The sequence below is a fragment of the Desulfocurvus sp. DL1XJH-121 genome (assembly GCF_054819825.1).
Map to the genome: position 1 here is coordinate 106,490 of NZ_JBTVWW010000011.1, position 18,676 is coordinate 125,165.

Here is an 18,676-nt window from a genome sequence, read left to right on the forward strand (position 1 = left end):
TTCCGCAACAGGTTTGATGGGGTGGTTTTGGGGGAGGGGTTGTGGTGCTGCGGGCGCGTGGCGCGGGAGAGGCGCGCTCCCTTCGAGGATTTGTCCCGCCGCGCGGCTGCCCGCAGAGGCGGGCCTGCATCCAGGCGGTCGCACCCCTCTCCCGCGCCACGCGCTGGGGCACCAGCGGAGAGCCTCCCGCTCCGAGAACGCGACGGGAATAAAGAAGAGGTATCCTACCTGACGAAGGAGATGGGGCCGCAGGCTATGATCATACTTGGCCCCATGGTGCCATGCTATTTGCGATGCTGCCCCGCCAGCTCCCCAACCCCCGGCGCGCTGCCCGGCGCAGCGGCTGTGATGGTAATCAACGAAGCGGAGCCGGGCTCGTGCGACGGGGCGGCATCACCTGTGCCGCGACACGAGGGGAAGAATCATTAAGGGACCGCACCACCGCGACTTCCCAGCGCCCCATGCGGGTGCGGGGGGCGTAGCGGCTGTGATGGTAATCAGAAAAGCGGAGCCCCCCGCACCCGCATGGGGCGCGGCCGCATCACCTCCCTCCCCTCATTCTCGACAAACCCACGCCCTACCCGCGAGGGAACGCGGCGGGTGGGGAGGGAGGGAACCGTTGATTTTGCACCACGACAACAAGCCCCACCCCCACGTAAACCCACCGAACCAACTACACTTCCTCTGCTTTTCCAATTCCCCCTCCCCCTCCCCCCAACTTGACACCCCAAAAATCCTAATATAAGGATATCTCAATATATTGATACAGGCAGGAAACGGAAGACGGTGCAAATCCGTCGCGGGCGCGCCGCTGTAACCGGCATTATCCCCCCGCAGTCACTGTCCCCCGGGACGGGAAGGCTGCGGGACCATGGGGCCGGAAGCCAGAAGACGCCCTGCCTGAGAAGCTCGGCTACCTCGCGTACAGGTGGTGGATGCGGCGTCCGGCGGGTGGAGCATCGGCTCCGGTTTCGCTGCGCTCTCTCCCCCCGCGTGGTCCCCTGCTTCCTGGTACGAACTTCAGTACAAGGAGAAAGGACTATGCTCTCACATGTGCTCGGTTTTCCCCGCATCGGGAAGGACCGCCAACTGAAACGGGCCCTGGAGGCCCACTGGCGCGGCGAGACCACGGCCGCGGACCTGGAGGCTGAGGCCGCGCTGATCCGCGAGGACGCCTGGCGGCTGCAGGCCGCACAGGGCCTGGGCCTCGTGGCTGTGGGCGACTTTTCCCTCTACGACCACATCCTGGACACGGCCATGATGGTCGGCGCGGTTCCCCGGCGGTTCGGCCTGCCCGGCGAGGCCCGGGACACGGACACGTATTTCCGCATGGCCCGGGGCGACGCCCAGGGGGGCGTCCCGGCCATGGAAATGACCAAGTGGTTCGACACCAACTACCACTACATCGTGCCCGAGTTGGACGAGATCCCGCGCTACGCCATGGCGGACACCCGCATCCTTGACCACGCCCGCCGCGCGGCGGAGCTGGGCCACAGGCCCAAGGCCGTGCTCGTGGGCCCGGCGACCTTCCTCTCCCTGGCCAAGGCGCCCCAGGGCGCGGACCGCTGGGAACATCTGCTGCCCCTGGCCCGGGTCTACGCCGAGGCCGTGGCGGCCCTGGCCGAGGTCTGCCCCTGGATCCAGATCGACGAACCCGTGCTCTGCGCGGACCTTGGGCCGGAGGCGCGCACGGCCCTGCGCAAATCCTGGGCGCTGCTGCACGACGCGGCCGGAGGCGCGCACCTGCTGCTGGCCGCCTACTTCGGGCCCCTGGGCGAGAACCTCAAGCTGGCTCAGTCCCTGCCCTGCCACGGGCTGCACGTGGACCTCTGCCGGGGCCGGGGCCAGCTGGACGAGGTCCTGGACACCCTGCCCGAGGGACGCTGCCTGTCCCTGGGCCTGGTGGACGGGCGGAACATCTGGAAGAACGACCTGGACCGCTCCCTGGGCGCCCTGCGCAGGGCCATGGACAGGATCGGAGAGGAGCGGGTCCTGGCGGCCACAAGCTGCTCCCTGCTGCACTGCCCCGTGGACCTGGACGGTGAATCCGCCCTGGCCCCGGAACTGCGCGACTGGATGGCCTTCGCCGTGCAGAAATGCGGCGAGACCGCCTTGCTGGCCCGCGCGGCCACGGGCGGCCTCGCGGACGAGGCCCTGGTGGCCACCCGCCGCTCCCTGGCCCGCCGCGCGGCCAGCCCGCTGACGCGCGACCCGTCCGTGCGGGCGCGCACGGCGAGGGTGGACGAGGCCATGCGCACGCGCACATCGCCCTTTGCCGCGCGCAAGCCCGTGCAGGACGCGGCCCTGGGCCTGCCCCCGTTCCCCACCACCACCATCGGTTCCTTTCCGCAGACCCCGGACATCCGCCGCGCGCGCCTGGCCCGGCGCAAGGGCGAGATGGACGAGACCGCGTACACCGAATTCGTGCGCGGCCTCATCAAGGACGCGGTGGACCGCCAGGAGGGGCTCGACCTGGACGTGCTGGTGCACGGGGAGCCCGAGCGCAACGACATGGTGGAGTATTTCGGCCAACAGATGAAGGGCTTCTGCTTCACCCGGAACGGCTGGGTGCAGAGCTACGGCAGCCGCTGCGTGAAGCCCCCGGTGATCTACGGCGACGTGTCCCGGCCCGAGCCCATGACCGTGGACTGGATCACCTACGCCCAGGGCCTGACCGCAAAGCCCATGAAGGGCATGATCACCGGGCCGGTGACCATCCTCAACTGGAGCTTCGTGCGCGACGACATGCCCCGCGCCGAGGTCTGCGCCCAGATCGCCCTGGCCATGCGCGACGAGGTCGCGGACCTGGAAAAGGCGGGCATCAGGATCATCCAGATCGACGAGGCAGCCCTGCGCGAGGGCCTGCCCCTGCGCGCCGCGGAGCACGAGACCTACCTGCGCTGGGCCGTGGATTGCTTCCGAGTCACGGCCGCCTGCGTGGCCGACGCCACCCAGATCCACACCCACATGTGCTACAGCGAATTCAACTCCATCGTGGAATGGATCGCGCGCATGGACGCCGACGTCATCAGCATCGAGGCCAGCCGCAGCGGCATGGACCTGCTTTCGGCCTTCGAGGAGTTCGAATATCCCAACGACATCGGCCCGGGCGTGTACGACATCCACAGCCCGCGCGTGCCGGGCGTGGAGGAGATTCTGGACCTCCTGCGCCAGGCCCTGGAGGTCATTCCCGCGGAGCGCCTGTGGGTCAATCCCGACTGCGGGCTGAAGACCAGGGGCTGGGCAGAGTCCACTGCGTCCCTGAAAAACATGGTCGCAGCCGCCAAAAAACTGCGCACGGAACACGGCCCAAGCTGAACGCACGGGCCCGGTCCATGGCGGATCGGGCCCGTTTTTCACGGCGGCCAGGCCCCTTTCTGGAGTCCGTCCGGCCTTGGACGGGATTGGAAATTCCACGTCCGCGCCCGCAAATCAGCTCCGATTTTTTTGCGCCAGAGGTCGGTTTTCGCACCTCTCGAACCCGATTTTGCGCAAGCCTATCCCCCTTCCGGGCGCAAAAACCAACGCCCCTACACACGAATCTCGCCCAAAAACGCCCCGGCTTTGACCTTATTCCGGCCCGAACGAGACCTCGGAACCTTTCCGCTTTCGCGTCCCCAGGCCTTGCGCCCGGCCGGGGATGTCGTTCTGTTTCCCCGTCGCAAAACGGCCTTTCGATCGGAAAAGCGACAGAAAAACCGAAGCCTACGCCCATTTTCGAGGTAATAATGACGATCGTTCTGTTTATGCTTTTCCTGATTTTTCTTCCTCGCGGCAGGATTTACGCACAGCGTCAGCAACTCACTGCAATAATTATTTTTCTGAAATAAACAAAAATGTACATATAGAATTGAAACTGAATTGGCAAAACTGACATATCAAAAGGACCGGCACCAAGCCAGGGCCAAGGCGGCTCGGGGAGAGTCTCCCGGGGCCGTGAACATCATTCTGCGTAGGGGGCAAAGGCCTCCCAGCCCCCCGGAAAAACGCCTTGTTTCTTGATTTTAACAAGAATTTCAAATAAGCCTTCAGTTCCTATGCAAACGCTTTGTGAGCTTACTCTCTCCGACGTCTGCGTGAACTTCGGCGGGCTTCAAGCCCTGTCCAATGTCAGCTTCGACGTCCGCCCCGGTGAAATCGTGGGGCTCATCGGCCCCAACGGCGCCGGAAAAACCACTATTTTCAACGTCATAACGGGTGTCTACAAAACCAGCGACGGCGCTGTCGCCTTTGGCGGCGGGAGCATTCTCGGGCTTCGGCCGCATCTGGTGCTCAAGGCCGGCATAGCCAGAACCTTCCAGAACATTCGCCTGTTCACCGCCATGACCGCCCTGGAAAACGTCATGGTGGCCCAGCATTGCCGATCGATGAAGGGCGTGGTGGGCGCCATCCTGCGCAGCCCGTCCCAGCAGGCCGAGGAGCGGGCCATCCGCGACCGCGCCCGCGAGGCCTTGGCCTTCATGGGCGTCGAGGCCTACGCCGACGAGGTGGCCTCCAACCTGCCCTACGGCCACCAGCGCCGCCTGGAGATCGCCCGGGCCCTGGCTTCCGAGCCCAGGATCATTCTCCTGGACGAACCAGCGGCGGGCATGAACCCAGCGGAAAGCAGCGAACTCATGGACTACATCCTCAAGATCAGGAAGCACGGCATCAGCGTCCTGATGGTCGAACACGACATGAAGGTGGTCATGGGCATCTGCGACCGCATCGTGGTCCTGGACCACGGCGTGATGATCAGCGAAGGCACCCCCGAGGTCGTGCAGCGTGACCCGCAGGTCATCGAGGCCTACCTGGGACAATAATGGTTTTTAATCAGAGGAGGATCGCTATGAAGAGACTGGTCGCTGTTTCCCTTGCGGCTGCCATGGCCCTGACCCTGGCCCTGGCCGGGACCGCCATGGCCAAGACCCTGAAGGTCGGCTCCATGAGCCCGCTCACCGGCCCCTACGCCGCCGACGGCAACGACATCGCCAACGGCGTGCGCGCGGCCATCGCCGTCGTGCAGGACGAGGGCGGAGTCCCGGGCTTCGACAAGATCGAGCTCTTTCCCCAGGACACCGCGTGCGATCCGCGCCAGGCCGTGGCCGCGGCCAACAAGCTGATCAACGAGAAGGTGTCCTTCGTGGTGGGCGCCTACTGCTCCTCGGCCACCATCCCCGCGTCCGAGACCCTGGACGAGGAATCCATCCCCATGCTCACCCCGGCCTCCACCAACGAGAAGGTCACCGAGCGCGGGCTGGAGCACATGTACCGCGTGTGCGGGCGTGACGACGACCAGTCCACCGTGGCCATGGCCTTCATGACCGGCTACCTCAAGGCCAAGTCCATCTACATCATCGACGACAAGACCACCTACTCCCAGGGCATGGCCGACAACGTGGAGAAGAAGTCCGCCCCGGCCGGGCTCCAGGTCCTGGGCCACGACCACGTGAACCAGGGCGACAAGGAGTTCTCCGCCGTGCTGACCAAGGTCAAGCAGGCCAACCCCGACGTCTTCTACATGAGCCTGCAGAACTCATCCACCGGCGCACTGATGGCCATCCAGGCCCGCCGCATGGGCATCAAGGCCGCCATCCTCGGCCAGGACGCCGTGTACCACCCGCAGCTCATCGAAATCGCCAAGGAAGCCGCCGAAGGCATGTACCTGACCTTCGGGTTCATCGACAAGGAGCGGCCCCTGTACAAGAAGTTCCTGGCCACCTACAAGGCCCAGGGCTTCCCCGATCCCGGCGCGTACTCGGGCTACGCCTTCGACGCCGCCTACGTGGCCCTGAAGGCCATCAAGGAGACCGGCAGCACCGACCCGGGCAAGATCAAGGCCGCCATCCTGGGCATGGACTACGACGGCGCCACCAAGCGCATCAAGTTCATGAAGAACGGCGACTCCGGCTCCAACTACATCATCCGCAAGGTGGACGGCGGGAAGTTCATCAACTTCTGGAACCCGGCCACCAACAGCACCTACTAGCAAACCGACGACCGGCGGGGGCCCCGGCCCCCGCCGACCGTCACCACGCCAGGCGGATAGGAACCGGACATGGAATATTTCGTTCAACAGCTGATCAACGGCGTCACCCTGGGCGGGGTCTACGCCCTCATCGCCCTGGGCTACACCATGGTCTACGGCATCATCCAGCTCATCAACTTCGCCCACGGCGAGTTCTTCGCGGCGGGCGGCTACATGGGCGTGATCATCCTGTCCTTCCTGGCCTCCATGGGCTACATGGAGACCCACCCCTGGTTCTGCCTCACGGGCTCCCTGCTGCTGACCATGGGCTACTGCGCCATGCTGGCCATGGCCGTGGAAAAGGTGGCCTACAAGCCCCTGCGCTACGCCTCGCGCCTGTCCGTGCTGCTGTCCGCGCTGGGAATGTCCATCTTTCTGCAGAACGGGCTGATGCTCACCCAGGGCGTGTACGACAAGGCCTACCCCACGGCCTTCGCCCAGGGGGGCTTCGATTTCGGACTCATCAACTTCTCCTACATGCAGATCATGATCGTCTGCCTGACCATCGCCCTGCTGCTGGGGCTGAACACCCTGGTCTACAAGACCCGCATCGGCACGGCCATGCGCGCCACGGCCCAGGACAAGGTCATGAGCTCCCTGGTGGGCATCAACTCCAACCGCATCATCTCCATCACCTTCGCCCTGGGCGCGGCCCTGGCCGCCGCCGCGGGCATCATGGTCGGCCTGTACTACGGCTCGGTGCGCTACGACATGGGCTTCGTGCCCGGGATCAAGGCCTTCGCGGCAGCCGTCCTCGGGGGCATCGGCAACATCACCGGGGCCATGATCGGCGGCTTCGTCATCGGCATGGTGGAGATCATGGCGGCGGGGTATCTTTCCAGCGAATACAAGGATGTATGGGCATTCATCATCCTCATCGCTGTGCTCTACTTCATGCCTACGGGCATAATGGGTGAGAACGTCGATGATACGAGGGTCTAAGAAAACCTGGCTGACCTGGGCCATCGCCATGGCCTGGTTCTACGTGCTGCTGTGGCCGCTCATGGGCGTCCACGCCGACGGCACCCTGACGTACGCCGACAGCCTCAAGGTCTGGGGCGTGGTCATCGTGGCCTCGGGCATCCTCCTGGCCCTGCACCAGATGAAGCAGGCGGGCGTGTTCGCCCCCGTGACCAGGCCCGTGGCCGCCGCGGCGGACCCCCTGAAGCAAAGCCTGTCCACGGTCCCCGTCTGGGCCTGGTGGATCCTGTGCTTCGCCGCGGCCTTCTGCCTGCCGTTCTTCACCAACCGCTACGCCCAGGACGTTGCCATCAACGTCATGGTCTACATCTGCCTGGGGCTGGGGCTGAACATCGTCATCGGCCTGTGCGGCCTGCTGGACCTCGGCTTCATCGCCTTCTACGGCGTGGGCGCGTACACCTACGCCCTCTTGTCCGTGCATTTCGGCGCGCCCTTCTGGCTCTGCCTGCCTGCGGCCGCGGCCCTGGCCGCCCTGGCCGGGTGCATCATCGGCTACCCCACCCTGCGCATGCGCGGGGACTACCTTGCCATCGTCACCCTCGGGTTCGGCGAGATCGTGCGCCTGGTGCTCAACAACTGGATGGAGCTGACCAACGGCCCCAACGGCATCCTGGGGGTCAAGGCCCCGGGCATCTATTGGCTGAGCTTCGCCGACGGCTTCAGCCTGGAGCACATCTGGCTGAAGAAACTGACCTACGTCTACTACGTGATCCTGGCCCTGGTGGTGGTGACCATCGTGGCCGTGCATCGCCTGAATTTCTCGCGCATCGGCCGGGCCTGGGAATCCATCCGCGAGGACGAGACCGCGGCCGAGCTCATGGGCGTGAACACCTTCAAGCTCAAGCTGTTGGCCTACGCCATGGGCGCGGTGTTCGGCGGCCTGGCCGGGGCGTTCTTCGCCGCGCGTATGCGCTTCGTCTCTCCGGAGAGCTTCACCTTCCTGGAGTCGGCCATGGTCCTGTCCATGGTGGTCCTGGGCGGCATGGGCTCCATCCCGGGCGTGATGCTTGGGGCCCTGGCCCTGGTGGCCCTGCCCGAGGTCTTCCGCGAATTCGAGCTCTACCGCATGCTGGCCTTCGGCGGGGCCATGACCGTGATGATGATCTTCCGGCCCAGGGGCCTGTGGCCGGCCAAACGCTTCGGGGCCCGCTCCGAGGATATGGAATAGAACGTTCACGGGCCCCCAGGCCCGGCAACCATACGGAACCAGTGGATTCCCGGGACAGAGCATGAGCGAAAACGCGCAGGAACCGATCCTCGAACTCAGAGACGTGGTCACCAGCTACGGCCGCATCAATGCCCTCAGGGGCATCTCCCTGAAGGTCATGCCCGGGGAGATCGTGACCATCATCGGGGCCAACGGCGCGGGCAAATCCACGACGCTCATGACCATCTGCAACATCGTGCCCCCATCCTCCGGGGAGGTTCGCTACCAGGGCAAATCCCTCACGGGCGTTTCCCCGGACCTCCTGCCCCCCCGGGGCCTGTGCCAGGTTCCCGAGGGACGGCGCATCTTCCCGCGCCTGACGGTCACGGAAAACCTGGAGATGGGCGCGTTCTTCCGCCGCGACAAGGAGAACTTGGCCCGGGACAAGGACCGCATTTTCCAGCTCTTCCCGGTGCTCAAGGAACGGCGCAAGCAGCACGGCGGCACCCTGTCCGGCGGCGAGCAGCAGATGCTGGCCATCGGCCGGGCGCTCATGAGCCGCCCCAAGGTGCTGCTGCTGGACGAGCCCTCCCTGGGCCTAGCCCCCCTCATCGTGCGCCGCATCTTCGAGATCGTCCAGCGCGTCAACGAGCAGGGCGTCACCGTTCTCCTCGTGGAGCAGAACGCCAACCTCGCCCTGCAAATCGCTCATCGCGGCTACGTGCTGGAAACGGGCACCGTGCTCCTGGAGGACGAGGCCTCCCGGCTGCTGGAAAACCCCGAGATCAAGAAAGCCTACCTCGGGGAGTAGCCCTTACCGCCCCCTTCGCTGTCCGGCCCTTCCGGCCGGCCCCCGATACCCGTGGCGCGGCGGCCATGATCTGTGATACTGTGGGAAACCACTGACGCAATCGCACGCCAAGGAGGGGAAACATGCCGCGCATCGAGTGGAACGACGGGCTCAAGCTGGGCATCAGGGAGATCGACAGGCAGCACGAAAAGCTCATCGCCCTGATCAACGGCCTGTACGACGCCTTCACCCAGGGCCGGGAGAAACAGGTCCTGGACGGCATCGTGTCCGAGGCCCACGACTACATCGGCTATCATTTCTCAACGGAACAGCGCCTCATGGAGGAGCACGGCTACCCCGGGCTGGACGACCACGTGGACCAGCACGAGGACTACATCCTGAAATCCTCGGACCACCTCAAGGCCTCCCAGGACCAGGCGGCCGGGCTGGCAAAGGACGTGCTGGACTACCTCACGGACTGGTGGAAGACCCACATCAACGGCACGGACCGCAAGCTGGCCGCGTTCCTCAAGGACCGGGGCGTCGCCTGAGCCCGACAGCAAGCCGAGAGGCGCCGCCCACCCGGGCGGCGCCTCTCGTTGTGCAGGCCGTTCAACCGGCTGTCGCTGCTCAATGCCCGGGGGACCGGGCGCGGCCGTCGAAATACTCCAGGATGGCCGGCGTGATGTCGATGCCGCATTTGTGCTTCAGCCACAGATACTGCCCCGCGGGATTGCACTCCAGGAAGTAGTCCCGTCCGTCCGTGGAATGGATCAGGTCGTAGGCCCCGTAGGCCAACCCCGCGCGCTCGTGGAAACTGAGCAGGCGGCTTTCTGTTTCCGGGGCCAGTTCCCCGGCCTCGAAGATGTTGTCCAGATGCGCCCGGCGCCAGTCGACCGAGGCTTCGGGCGTGGCGTTGGACTGAACGACGGCCGTGTAGACCCGGCCGCCGACCACGGTCACGCGGTACTCGTATTCCTTTTCCACGCACTGCTGGAATATCCCGGGGCAACGCGACACCGAGTCGCCGTTCTCCAGCACGAAGCTTCTGTCCACGGCATTTGTCAAAATGCCGGTCTGGTCGGGGAACGAGGCCCAGGACAGGGTCTTGTAGATCACCCGCTCGTGGCTGTTGAACAACTCCAGGACGTCTTCCAGCCTGTTGGTGATCCGTGTTTCCGGGACATGGAGCCCGCAGTCCCGGGCCAGCCGCAGTTGGCCGGGCTTGCAGTTCACCGCCGCCTGGCGGGCCAGGGGATTGATCCACACCGCCGGGGCGAGGACCTCGGACAGATACCGTAGCGCGACCCGCCACTCGTCCTGCTTGAAGGTGGCCGCGGCCAGCTCCAGGGGGCTCCAGCCGGGATGCTGCACCAGCGGCTTGTGCCGCAGCCAGACCCCGGCCACGGCTTCGAGGTCCAGCTTCTCGCCCTCGACGTAGAGGCTCACCCCGTCTCCCCGTCCAAAGCCGCAGACCACGGCGTCCTCGTCCCCCGCGGGGTCCAGGATCACGGCCTTGTATGCGGCCTGCCCTGCGAGCTCGGCCAGTTCCCGCAGATGGGGGTCCTGCTTGAACCCGATCAGGAGCAACGTGGGCTGCATGATCAACAGTCCCTGTCCGGCGGGTCCGTGTCCCAGGGAATCGAGATGGTCGCCGTGGTGGTAATCTGATCGCAGTCGTCACGCAGGAGCGGAAGCAATTCCCGAAGCCGCATGCCGAAAGGCTCGAATTCCGGCACCTCGAGGTTGCCGTAATACTTTTCTATGAGAGCCTTGTACTCCTTGACGAATGCATCAGCCATCTTCTTTGGATCACGCTTTCTGGGCATGGAACCTCCAACCTGCTTTGCTTGTTTGAAATTAATCACCACCCCTGACTATAGTTAAATAAATATAACATAATAATTTTTCACGTCAACACGATGGAACGCTTCTCCTGTTTCCCTGTCCGCAGAAGGAAAACAAAGTGACAAAAAAAGCCGCCCCGGGGGGGCGGCTTTCGAAACGGTGCAAGGGCCTTGCTAGGCGAACTGCCGGTAGGCCTTCTTGAAGCCCTCGGCGCTGCGGCGGATGATCTCCTCTCCCACGCAGAACGCCAGGCGGAAGAAGCCAGGGTAGCCGAAGCCCGAGCCGGGCACGGCCAGGATGCGCTCCTCCTGCAGGGCGGCCACGAACTTCACGTCGTCCCCGCCCGGGGCCTTGGGGAAGAAGTAGAAGGTGCCGGCGGGCATGGTGAACTCGTAGCCCGCCTGGTCCAGGACCTCGGTCATGGCCTTGCGGCGCTCGGCGTACACGGCCACGTTGACCTGCGCGCCCAGGGCCTTGGCCATGACCTGCTGGCCGATGGCCGGGGCGTTGACGAAGCCCAGGATACGGTTGGCCAGGATCAAGCCGCCCATGAGGCGCTCCTTGCCGGGCATGTCCGGGCAGAGCGCCAGATAGCCCACGCGCTCGCCCGCCAGGGACAGGTTCTTGGAGAAGGAACTGGCCACCAGGGAATACTGATACTCGGGCAGCACCGAGGGAACCTCGACGCCGTCGAAGGCCAGGAAGCGGTACGGCTCGTCCGCCACCAGATAGATGGGTCTGCCGAATTCCTCGCTCTTGGTTTTGAGCACCGCGGCCAGGGCCCGGATCTGCTCCAGGCTGTACACCGCGCCCGAAGGGTTGTTGGGCGAGTTGATGAGCATGACCCGGGTCTTGGCGGTGATGGCCGCCTCGATGGCGGGCACGTCCAGCTCGAAGGTCAAGGGCTTGGCCGGAACCGAGCGCAGGACGCCGCCGTGGTTCTCCACGTAGAACCCGTACTCCACGAAATACGGGGCCGGGCAGAGCAGCTCGTCCCCGGGGTCGAGCACCGCGCGGAACAGGCAGTTCAGGGCCCCGGCGGCGCCCACGGAGATCATCACGTCGTCGTCGCCGAGGGCGACTCCCTGCTCCTTGCCCGCGAACTCGGCCAGGGCCTTGCGGGCGAAGGGGTAGCCGGGGTTGGGCATGTAGCCGAAGGCGAAGGGCTTGTCCGCGCCCTCCACCACCGAGGCCAAGGCCTCGCGGACCTTGGGCGGCGGAGCCATGTCCGGATTGCCCAGGCTGAAGTCGCAGACCGCGTCCTCGCCGTACTTGGCCTTGAGCTCGATCCCGGTCTCGAACATCTTCCTGATCCAGGACGACTTGGAGATATAGCCGTCCACCTGTGTGCTGAGCATCTGCATTTCGTACCTCTGTCCGCCCGGTTTCGCGGGGCGTGAACTTATGGGACCGCGAGGCCCCTTTTTTTGTATTCCGCGATCTTGTTGCGCAGGGTGCGCACGGAGATGCCCAAGAGCTCCGCGGCCTGCGTCCTGTTGCCCGAAGTCTGCTCCAGGCGTTTCAAAATGGCGATGCGCTCGATCTCCGCCAGGGGCAGGTCGTGGCCCTCCAGGGCGCCGCCCAGGTCGCCGTCGGCGGCCCCCCCGGGGTCGGCATCCTCGCCGGACGCCGAGGGAACGCCCCCGGCCTCGTCCTCGGGCAGGGGCCAGAAGTCGCCCTCCAGCAGGAAATGCCGCTCCTCGATGGGGCCCTTGCCCGCCAGGAGCACGGCCCGCTCCATAAGGTTCTGCAGCTCGCGCACGTTGCCCGGCCAGTCGTAGTCCGTGAGCCAGTCGCGGGCCTTGTCCGAGAAGGCCAGGCGCGCGAGGCCGTATTCCGCGCAGTAGCGGTCCACGAAGAACTGGGCCAGGAGCATGACGTCCTCGCCGCGCTCGCGCAGGGCGGGCAGGCGCAGGGGGATGACGTTCAGGCGAAAAAAGAGATCCTGGCGAAACTCCTTGTTGCGCACGGTCTCCTCGATATCCCGGTTGGTGGTGGCCAGGACGCGCACGTCCACCTTGCGGGTCTCCACTCCGCCCACGCGGTCCAACTCGCCCTCCTGGAGCACGCGCAGCAGCTTGGCCTGCAGGCCGAGATCCATCTCCGTGATTTCGTCGAGGAGGATGGTGCCGCCGCTGGCCAGTTCGAACTTGCCCAGCTTGCGGTTCACGGCCCCGGTGAAGGCCCCCTTCTCGTGGCCGAAAAGCTCGCTCTCCAGGAGGTGTTCGGGCAGGGCCGCGCAGTTGATGGCCACGAAGGGCATGTCCCGGCGGCCGCTCATCTTGTGCAGATAGCGGGCGAACATCTCCTTGCCTGTGCCCGACTCGCCGGAGATGAGCACCGAGGCCTTGGAGGGGGCCACCTGGCGCGCCAGGGCCAGGACCCGGCGTATGGTGGGATGGCCGCCGATGATCTCGGCGGGGCTCGGGGCCGGGGCCGGGGCGGACACGGCCTGCGGCGCGGGCCCGTCTCCGGGCAGCACCGCGCGGACCTTCTCCCAGGACAGGGGCTCCAGCCAGTAGTCCCGGGCGCCCAGCTCCAGGAAGCGCTGGGCCTCGCCCGCGGAACCGCGGTCCGTGAAAACGATGATGTCCGGCGAACAGACGGCCCCGGCGATCCCGGCCAGGAGATCCTCCACGCGCACCCCGGGCAGGGAGGCGCAGGCAAAGACCACCGAGGGCTTCCGTTTTTCAACGAAATCCATTGCGCCGCGGATGTTTTCCGCCAGCCCGGCCTCCACGCCGGCATCCTTGAAATGCGCGAACAACGAGGTCATGGCCTGGGGCTTGGCCAAAAAGAGAATCGTCTTGGACGACATGGGTAGAGGTTTTATCCTGTCCACGGATATTTAGCAATCAGAGGCGACCGCCGGAACCCGGAAACGGAAGCCCCGGGAACGGACGCGAAAGCCGCGCGCCCGCACGATCCCGGGAAAACGCCAGCACCCGGAACGCGGCCGCCTATTGACCTGTGGGGCGCAGTCCTCTACCTTCCCCCTGCGTACAGGGGGAGAGCCTTCAATGACCGAACACGACACCCGCGAAATCCTGGCCCGCATGGCCGAAACCGTTCCCGGAGGGGACGCGCACGGCCACGCCGTGACGCGCACGGACATGGACCTGGACCTGGACCGGGCCCGGCGCACCGGCCTGGCCGAAGTAGTCATGGGCACGGGCAAGACCGTGGACCAGATCGCTGCCTGCGTGCGCGGCCTTGCCGCGCAGGGCGGCCGGGCGCTGGCCACCCGCGTGCCTCCCGAGGCCGGGCGCGTCCTGCTCGACACCTTCCCCCTGGGCAGCTACCATGAACGGTCCAGGCTCTTCGCCCTGGGCGCGGACCTGGGCCTGGACGGTCCCCAGCCAGCCTCGGGAGAGGTCATGGTGGCCACGGCCGGGACCTCGGACATGCCCGTGGCCCTGGAGGCCGTGGGCTCGGCCCGCTTCTTCGGACTGGACTGCGGGTTGGCCGCGGACGTGGGGGTGGCCGGAGTGCACCGCCTGACGCCCCATCTGCCCGCCCTCAGGGCCGCGCGCCTGGTGGTGGCCGTGGCGGGCATGGACGGGGCCCTGCCCAGCGTGCTGGCGGGCCTGGTGCCCACGCCCCTGGTGGCCGTGCCCAGCTCCCAGAGCCGGAACAACCCCATGGGCGGCCTGTCCGCCCTCCTGGCCATGCTCAATTCCTGCTCCCCGGGCATCACCGTATGCAACATCGACAACGGCTTCGGGGCCGCGGCCTTCGCGGCCAAGCTGCTGGGGAGCGGCGAGTAGATGGCGGGGCTGCAGGCCGCGCTTGCGGACCGCAAGACCGCGGCCCAGACCTGCCTGGCCCTGATGCGCTGGGCCCTGTTGTTCTATGTGGTCCTGTTCCCCCTGGGCATCAGCTTCCGCGAGATAGGCGCCGTTGCGGCCGCCGCCCTCCTGGCGGCCTACTACGCCCTGGACTTCCGGGACTCCACCCTGGCGCGCTGGCCCCTGCGCTGGCTCCTTGCGGCCTTCCTGGCCATGCTGGCGGCCAAGGGCCTGCACAGCATCTACCCCTGCGCGAGCTGGTACGCCCTGAAGCACGCCTCCTACAAAGGCTTCCTGCTCCTCCTGGCGGGCATGGAGGCGGTGCGCGAGGCGCGCCACCTGCGGCGCATGGCCTGGGCCCTGGCCCTGATGACCGCATACACGGGCCTGGACGGCATATACCAATATTTCTACCGGGTGGACGTGTTCGGCATGCCCATCTCGGGCCCCAGGCTCGTGGCCATGTGGGAGACCGGACGCATCGGCAACCTCATGTCCCTGGCCCTGCCCCCGCTCTTCGCCCTGCCCGTGCTGCTGCCCCCGGCCTGGACCCGGGCCAGGCGCTGGGCCTGTTCCGCGCTGATCATGGCTCCGGGCCTGGCCTTGTGGGCCGGGGCCCAGGCCCGCAGCGGCTGGTTCGGCCTGTGCGCCGCGGCCGTGGGCTTCGTCTGGCTGCGCCTGGGCCTCAAGAAGGGCCTCCTGACCCTGGCCCTGTTCGTCGCTCTGGTCCTCGTGGCGCGCCCGCACCATCTCACGCCCCACATTCTGCTCAATGCCCCGCGCTGGACCATCTGGACCACGGCCCTGGAGGTCTTCAAGGAGTATCCGCTGCTGGGCGCCGGAGTGAACTGCTTCGAGGCGGGCTACAAGTCCCTGGGCCTGTCCTTCCCCCCGGACTTCGACCCGCCCGTGCCGCATCCTCACAACATCTATCTGCAATTCCTGGCCGAGACCGGCGTTATCGGCGCAATCGTGGCCTTCGCCTTCCTCTTCGGCCTGCTCTTCTGGACCGGGCGGCGCATCCGCACGGGCATCCGCGAGCGCAAATCCGGCGCCTGGATAGCCGGGGCCGGATTCTGGGCCGCGTACCTGGGCTATCTGGTCGCGGGGCTCTCGGCGCACAATTTCTACCGCACCTGGTGGCTGGGCATGGCCATGCTCATGGCCGGCACGGCCGTGGGCGCGGCCATGGGACGCATGGAAACGCCGGAGTCCAAGACATGAACGCCTCCGCATACCACGAGCAGCGCTTCACCGTGCGCATCCACGAGACCGGAGCCCTTGGCACGGTGACCATCGCCGCTGTGGCCGACTGGCTGCAGGACGCGGCCACCATCCACGCGGCCGACCTCGGCTTCTCCCACCACGCCATGGCCGAGGCCGGGGTGGCCTGGGTGCTGGTGCGCCTGTGCATCCGCATGAACGCCTATCCGCGCCTGGGGCAGACCACGGTGCTGCGCACCTGGCCTTCGCTCCTGGACAAGCGCCGGGCCAACCGTGAATTCACCCTCACGGCCGAGGACGGTTCGCCCCTGGGCGCGGCGACCTCCTCCTGGGTGGCCATGGACGTGGTGCGCCGCAGGCTGGGCTCCATGCCCGACTTCGTATCCAGCGCCCGGCCCGAGATCACGGAGCAGGCCTGCGAATTCACGGGCAAGGCCCTGCCCCGCCCGGACCTCGACGCCCCGGACGCCGCGCGCGTGGACATCCGGGCCCGCAAGGCCGACCTGGACTGGAACGCCCACGTGAACAACGTGCACCTCCTGCAATGGGCCCTGGAGCCCGTGGCCGACGACGCCGCGCGCGTGAACCCCGGTCTGGTGGACATGGCCTTCAGGGCCGAAATCCGCCACGGCGACGGCGCAACGGCCTGCTGCGCCCCCCATGAAGGCGGCCTGCTGCACGGGCTGTTCCGCCTGTCGGACGGGCGGGAAGCCGCGCGCATGATCAGCCTGCCCCTGTCCTGATCCCCGGGCATCGGCCCCCTCGTTGCACTCGCCCGGCCAAGGGGCTATAGTCCCCCCTTGCCCATCCGGGGGGGGACCCGCAACACAGCAAAGGATTACCCATGAACCCGACCTTCTGCGCCGCACGCCGCGACGCCCTTCGCGCACGGCTCGAAGCCCAGGGCGTGGACGCCCTGCTGGTGTCCCACGCCGCCAACCGTTTCTATCTTTCGGGATTCGAGCTGCACGACCCGCAGTGCAACGAGTCCGCGGGCAGACTCCTGGTCACGGCCAGGGACGGGGATTGGCTGCTCACGGATTCGCGCTATCTGGACGCGGCGCGCCGCATCTGGCCCGAGGACAGGATATTCATCTATCGCCAGCCCGTGGAGCAAAGCCTCGGCGCCTTCTTGCGCGACACCTGCCCCGGCGCATTGGGCTTCGAGGGCAAGGCCATGCCCTTCGCAGAGCACCAGGGCCTGGCCAAGGCGATGCCCCGCCTCATGCCCCTGGACGGCATGGTGGAGAAGCTGCGCTACGTGAAGGACCCCGGGGAGATCGCGGCCATGCGCCGGGCCTGCGCCCTGAACCACAAGGTCTTCGAGCAGGCGCGCGAGCTGGCCCGGCCCGGGATCACGGAGCGCGCCTTCGCCTGGGAGGTGGAGAAGCTCTACCGCGACCAGGGGGCCTCGGAACTGTCCTTCGCCACCATCGCGGCCGTGGGGCCCAACGGCGCCCTGCCCCACGCCGTGCCCGGCGACGACCTGATCACGGACAACTGCCCGCTGCTCCTGGACAAGGGCTGCCGCCTGGACGAGTACTGCTCGGACCAGACCCGCACCTTCTGGATCGGCGACAGGCCCACGGACGTGTTCCAGCGCGCCCTGGAGCGCACCCAGGAGGCCCAGCTGCGGGCCATCGAGGTCATCAGCCCGGGGGTGCCCATCGCCGAGGCCTACCGCGCGGCCCACGACGTGTTCGCGCGCTACGGTTGCGCCGAGCACTTCACCCACGCCCTGGGCCACGGCATCGGCCTGGAAACCCACGAGGGCCCCAGCGTCAGCCCCCAGGCCAAGGGCGATTTCGAGCCCGGCATGGTGGTCACGGTGGAGCCCGGCCTGTACTACCCCGAATGGGGCGGCATCCGCTGGGAGCACATGGTGCTGGTCACGGAAACCGGTTGCGAGGTATTCTGATGCGCCGTCGCATCGGCAAGGCCAAAAGCGCCAGCTACGCTCGGCTGGCCGCAGCGCCCCACGCCTCGCGGCGCATCTACCTGCGCATGGCCCCCCCGGACATCGCCTTCTTCAAGTTCGCCCTTGAAGCCTGCGATAATCTGGCCTACTTAAGTGTTGTGGACAAATACGCCGCCGTGCTCCAGCTCGTGCACACCCCGGGCTGCGAGCAAGAAGTCGGGCGGTTTCTGGATTCCATGCGCGAGGAGACACGGTTCACGATACTCGCGCCCAGTACGACGGAGACGCATCAATGACGGCCGCAAGACGCATCGCACCCCTGTTCCTGTTTCTGGCCCTGGCCCCGCTGTGCATGGGCATGGGCGGATTCGGCGACACCGACATCGTGAAGAAAATCCCCGTCCCGGACCGGAACTTCAGCGTGACCATCGTGGACGCCACGGACACCTCCTTCATGGTGAACGACTTTTCCGTGGAGGGCCTGACCCTGGTGCCCGTGGAGTTGGGCAAGGCCAAGGTGGCCGTGGACTTCGACAAGGTGAAGAGCGTGCGCGTCCTGGCCCAGGGCAAATCCCTGAAGACCGTGGTCACCATGAAGGACGGCACCACCCAGAACGTGGCCATGTCCCCCTCGACCATGTTCTACGGCCGCACCCCCTGGGGCCTGATGCGCATCGCGGCCAGGGACATAAAGGAAATCCGCTTTTGACAGACCGTTGAAAAACAGCGATCTGCGGCGTTGCTACGAAAAGTTCAAAACCTCGCGTACAGAGAGTACGCGTCGGTCTTGAATTCTTCTTGCGCCTTGCATCTCACTATTTTTGAACGGTCTGCCAGGGCCAAACCAAAGACGCAAAAAGCCCCCCACCAACAGGCGGAGGGCTTTATTTTTGGGTCTGTCCTAGCTAAGAGCTTCTACAGCCGTTTTTTAGTCCATTGTTTCAGTTGGTTGAGTAGTCTCTTGTGGTCTCCG

17 protein-coding genes and 1 riboswitch are annotated in these 18,676 nt (G+C 66.2%); of the genes, 13 read left to right on the forward strand and 4 right to left on the reverse strand.

All coding sequences use genetic code 11. The annotated features are described in order from the left end of the window. Window positions 1–726 precede the first annotated feature (726 nt). Window positions 727–914, forward strand: a riboswitch (cobalamin riboswitch). Between the two features lie 127 nt (window positions 915–1,041). From metE to ACYYG1_RS09805, 7 genes are all read left to right on the forward strand, one after another. After that, window positions 1,042–3,318: a 5-methyltetrahydropteroyltriglutamate--homocysteine S-methyltransferase gene (gene metE, locus ACYYG1_RS09775; protein ID WP_461210117.1), complete on the forward strand. Its 2,277-nt coding sequence runs from the start codon at window positions 1,042–1,044 to the stop codon at window positions 3,316–3,318. 719 nt (window positions 3,319–4,037) lie between these two features. Further along, entirely contained in the window at window positions 4,038–4,802 is a 765-nt protein-coding gene (locus ACYYG1_RS09780; RefSeq protein WP_461210118.1) for an ABC transporter ATP-binding protein, read from the forward strand. Between the two features lie 26 nt (window positions 4,803–4,828). Further along, window positions 4,829–5,968, forward strand: coding sequence for a branched-chain amino acid ABC transporter substrate-binding protein (locus ACYYG1_RS09785; protein ID WP_461210119.1), 1,140 nt, complete (start codon window positions 4,829–4,831; stop codon window positions 5,966–5,968). A 69-nt stretch (window positions 5,969–6,037) separates the two neighbouring features. Beyond that, entirely contained in the window at window positions 6,038–6,949 is a 912-nt protein-coding gene (locus ACYYG1_RS09790) for a branched-chain amino acid ABC transporter permease (RefSeq protein WP_461210120.1), read from the forward strand. Then, window positions 6,933–8,156, forward strand: coding sequence for a high-affinity branched-chain amino acid ABC transporter permease LivM (gene livM / locus ACYYG1_RS09795; protein ID WP_461210121.1), 1,224 nt, complete (start codon window positions 6,933–6,935; stop codon window positions 8,154–8,156). The genes ACYYG1_RS09790 and livM overlap by 17 nt, the downstream gene beginning before the upstream one ends. 61 nt (window positions 8,157–8,217) lie before the next feature. Next, window positions 8,218–8,946 (forward strand): ABC transporter ATP-binding protein, encoded by a 729-nt coding sequence (locus tag ACYYG1_RS09800; RefSeq protein ID WP_461210122.1) that lies wholly within the window; start codon window positions 8,218–8,220, stop codon window positions 8,944–8,946. 122 nt (window positions 8,947–9,068) lie between these two features. Then, window positions 9,069–9,476, forward strand: a complete 408-nt coding sequence (locus ACYYG1_RS09805) for a bacteriohemerythrin (protein WP_461210123.1) — start codon at window positions 9,069–9,071, stop codon at window positions 9,474–9,476. Between the two features lie 79 nt (window positions 9,477–9,555). On the opposite strand, the gene ACYYG1_RS09810 is transcribed toward ACYYG1_RS09805, so the two are convergent. The 4 genes from ACYYG1_RS09810 to ACYYG1_RS09825 form a co-directional block, all read right to left on the reverse strand. Continuing rightward, the gene (locus ACYYG1_RS09810; RefSeq protein WP_461210124.1) at window positions 9,556–10,527 is read right to left on the reverse strand and encodes an MvdC/MvdD family ATP grasp protein; all 972 of its coding nucleotides are present in this window, start codon (window positions 10,525–10,527) and stop codon (window positions 9,556–9,558) included. Between the two features lie 2 nt (window positions 10,528–10,529). Next, window positions 10,530–10,754, reverse strand: a complete 225-nt coding sequence (locus ACYYG1_RS09815) for a hypothetical protein (RefSeq protein WP_461210125.1) — start codon at window positions 10,752–10,754, stop codon at window positions 10,530–10,532. 192 nt (window positions 10,755–10,946) lie between these two features. Next, entirely contained in the window at window positions 10,947–12,137 is a 1,191-nt protein-coding gene (locus tag ACYYG1_RS09820; RefSeq protein WP_461210126.1) for a pyridoxal phosphate-dependent aminotransferase, read from the reverse strand. Between the two features lie 38 nt (window positions 12,138–12,175). Continuing rightward, window positions 12,176–13,591, reverse strand: coding sequence for a sigma 54-interacting transcriptional regulator (locus ACYYG1_RS09825; protein ID WP_461210127.1), 1,416 nt, complete (start codon window positions 13,589–13,591; stop codon window positions 12,176–12,178). Between the two features lie 202 nt (window positions 13,592–13,793). Here ACYYG1_RS09825 and larB point away from each other — a divergent pair, with 202 nt between their 5' ends. The 6 genes from larB (at window position 13,794) to ACYYG1_RS09855 (ending at window position 18,412) form a co-directional block, all read left to right on the forward strand. After that, window positions 13,794–14,540 (forward strand): nickel pincer cofactor biosynthesis protein LarB, encoded by a 747-nt coding sequence (larB, locus tag ACYYG1_RS09830; RefSeq protein ID WP_461210128.1) that lies wholly within the window; start codon window positions 13,794–13,796, stop codon window positions 14,538–14,540. Further along, window positions 14,541–15,785 carry an O-antigen ligase family protein gene (locus tag ACYYG1_RS09835; RefSeq protein WP_461210129.1) on the forward strand — a complete coding sequence of 415 codons (1,245 nt, stop codon included), beginning with the start codon at window positions 14,541–14,543 and terminating at the stop codon, window positions 15,783–15,785. Further along, window positions 15,782–16,528 (forward strand): acyl-[acyl-carrier-protein] thioesterase, encoded by a 747-nt coding sequence (locus ACYYG1_RS09840; RefSeq protein WP_461210130.1) that lies wholly within the window; start codon window positions 15,782–15,784, stop codon window positions 16,526–16,528. Before ACYYG1_RS09835 ends, ACYYG1_RS09840 begins: the two co-directional genes overlap by 4 nt. Before the next feature lie 101 nt (window positions 16,529–16,629). Then, on the forward strand, window positions 16,630–17,703 hold the full coding sequence (locus ACYYG1_RS09845) for a M24 family metallopeptidase (RefSeq protein WP_461210131.1): 1,074 nt from the start codon (window positions 16,630–16,632) through the stop codon (window positions 17,701–17,703). Then, window positions 17,703–17,999, forward strand: a complete 297-nt coding sequence (locus ACYYG1_RS09850; RefSeq protein ID WP_461210132.1) for a DUF4911 domain-containing protein — start codon at window positions 17,703–17,705, stop codon at window positions 17,997–17,999. The genes ACYYG1_RS09845 and ACYYG1_RS09850 overlap by 1 nt, the downstream gene beginning before the upstream one ends. Continuing rightward, a complete protein-coding gene (locus ACYYG1_RS09855) occupies window positions 17,996–18,412 on the forward strand; it encodes a hypothetical protein (RefSeq protein WP_461210133.1) in 417 nt (138 codons plus the stop codon). The genes ACYYG1_RS09850 and ACYYG1_RS09855 overlap by 4 nt, the downstream gene beginning before the upstream one ends. Window positions 18,413–18,676: the final 264 nt, after the last annotated feature.

Excerpts from the sequence above, each read along its gene's own strand:
- ACYYG1_RS09780 (WP_461210118.1), top strand. The coding sequence starts at position 4,038 with ATGCAAACGCTTTGTGAGCTTACTCTCTCCGACGTCTGCGTGAACTTC.
- ACYYG1_RS09800 (WP_461210122.1), top strand. The coding sequence starts at position 8,218 with ATGAGCGAAAACGCGCAGGAACCGATCCTCGAACTCAGAGACGTGGTC.
- ACYYG1_RS09840 (WP_461210130.1), top strand. The coding sequence starts at position 15,782 with ATGAACGCCTCCGCATACCACGAGCAGCGCTTCACCGTGCGCATCCAC.
- ACYYG1_RS09815 (WP_461210125.1), bottom strand. The coding sequence starts at position 10,754 with ATGCCCAGAAAGCGTGATCCAAAGAAGATGGCTGATGCATTCGTCAAG.
- ACYYG1_RS09805 (WP_461210123.1), top strand. The coding sequence starts at position 9,069 with ATGCCGCGCATCGAGTGGAACGACGGGCTCAAGCTGGGCATCAGGGAG.
- ACYYG1_RS09810 (WP_461210124.1), bottom strand. The coding sequence starts at position 10,527 with ATGCAGCCCACGTTGCTCCTGATCGGGTTCAAGCAGGACCCCCATCTG.
- larB (WP_461210128.1), top strand. The coding sequence starts at position 13,794 with ATGACCGAACACGACACCCGCGAAATCCTGGCCCGCATGGCCGAAACC.
- metE (WP_461210117.1), top strand. The coding sequence starts at position 1,042 with ATGCTCTCACATGTGCTCGGTTTTCCCCGCATCGGGAAGGACCGCCAA.
- ACYYG1_RS09785 (WP_461210119.1), top strand. The coding sequence starts at position 4,829 with ATGAAGAGACTGGTCGCTGTTTCCCTTGCGGCTGCCATGGCCCTGACC.
- ACYYG1_RS09825 (WP_461210127.1), bottom strand. The coding sequence starts at position 13,591 with ATGTCGTCCAAGACGATTCTCTTTTTGGCCAAGCCCCAGGCCATGACC.
- ACYYG1_RS09845 (WP_461210131.1), top strand. The coding sequence starts at position 16,630 with ATGAACCCGACCTTCTGCGCCGCACGCCGCGACGCCCTTCGCGCACGG.
- ACYYG1_RS09835 (WP_461210129.1), top strand. The coding sequence starts at position 14,541 with ATGGCGGGGCTGCAGGCCGCGCTTGCGGACCGCAAGACCGCGGCCCAG.
- livM (WP_461210121.1), top strand. The coding sequence starts at position 6,933 with ATGATACGAGGGTCTAAGAAAACCTGGCTGACCTGGGCCATCGCCATG.
- ACYYG1_RS09820 (WP_461210126.1), bottom strand. The coding sequence starts at position 12,137 with ATGCAGATGCTCAGCACACAGGTGGACGGCTATATCTCCAAGTCGTCC.
- ACYYG1_RS09790 (WP_461210120.1), top strand. The coding sequence starts at position 6,038 with ATGGAATATTTCGTTCAACAGCTGATCAACGGCGTCACCCTGGGCGGG.
- ACYYG1_RS09855 (WP_461210133.1), top strand. The coding sequence starts at position 17,996 with ATGACGGCCGCAAGACGCATCGCACCCCTGTTCCTGTTTCTGGCCCTG.
- ACYYG1_RS09850 (WP_461210132.1), top strand. The coding sequence starts at position 17,703 with ATGCGCCGTCGCATCGGCAAGGCCAAAAGCGCCAGCTACGCTCGGCTG.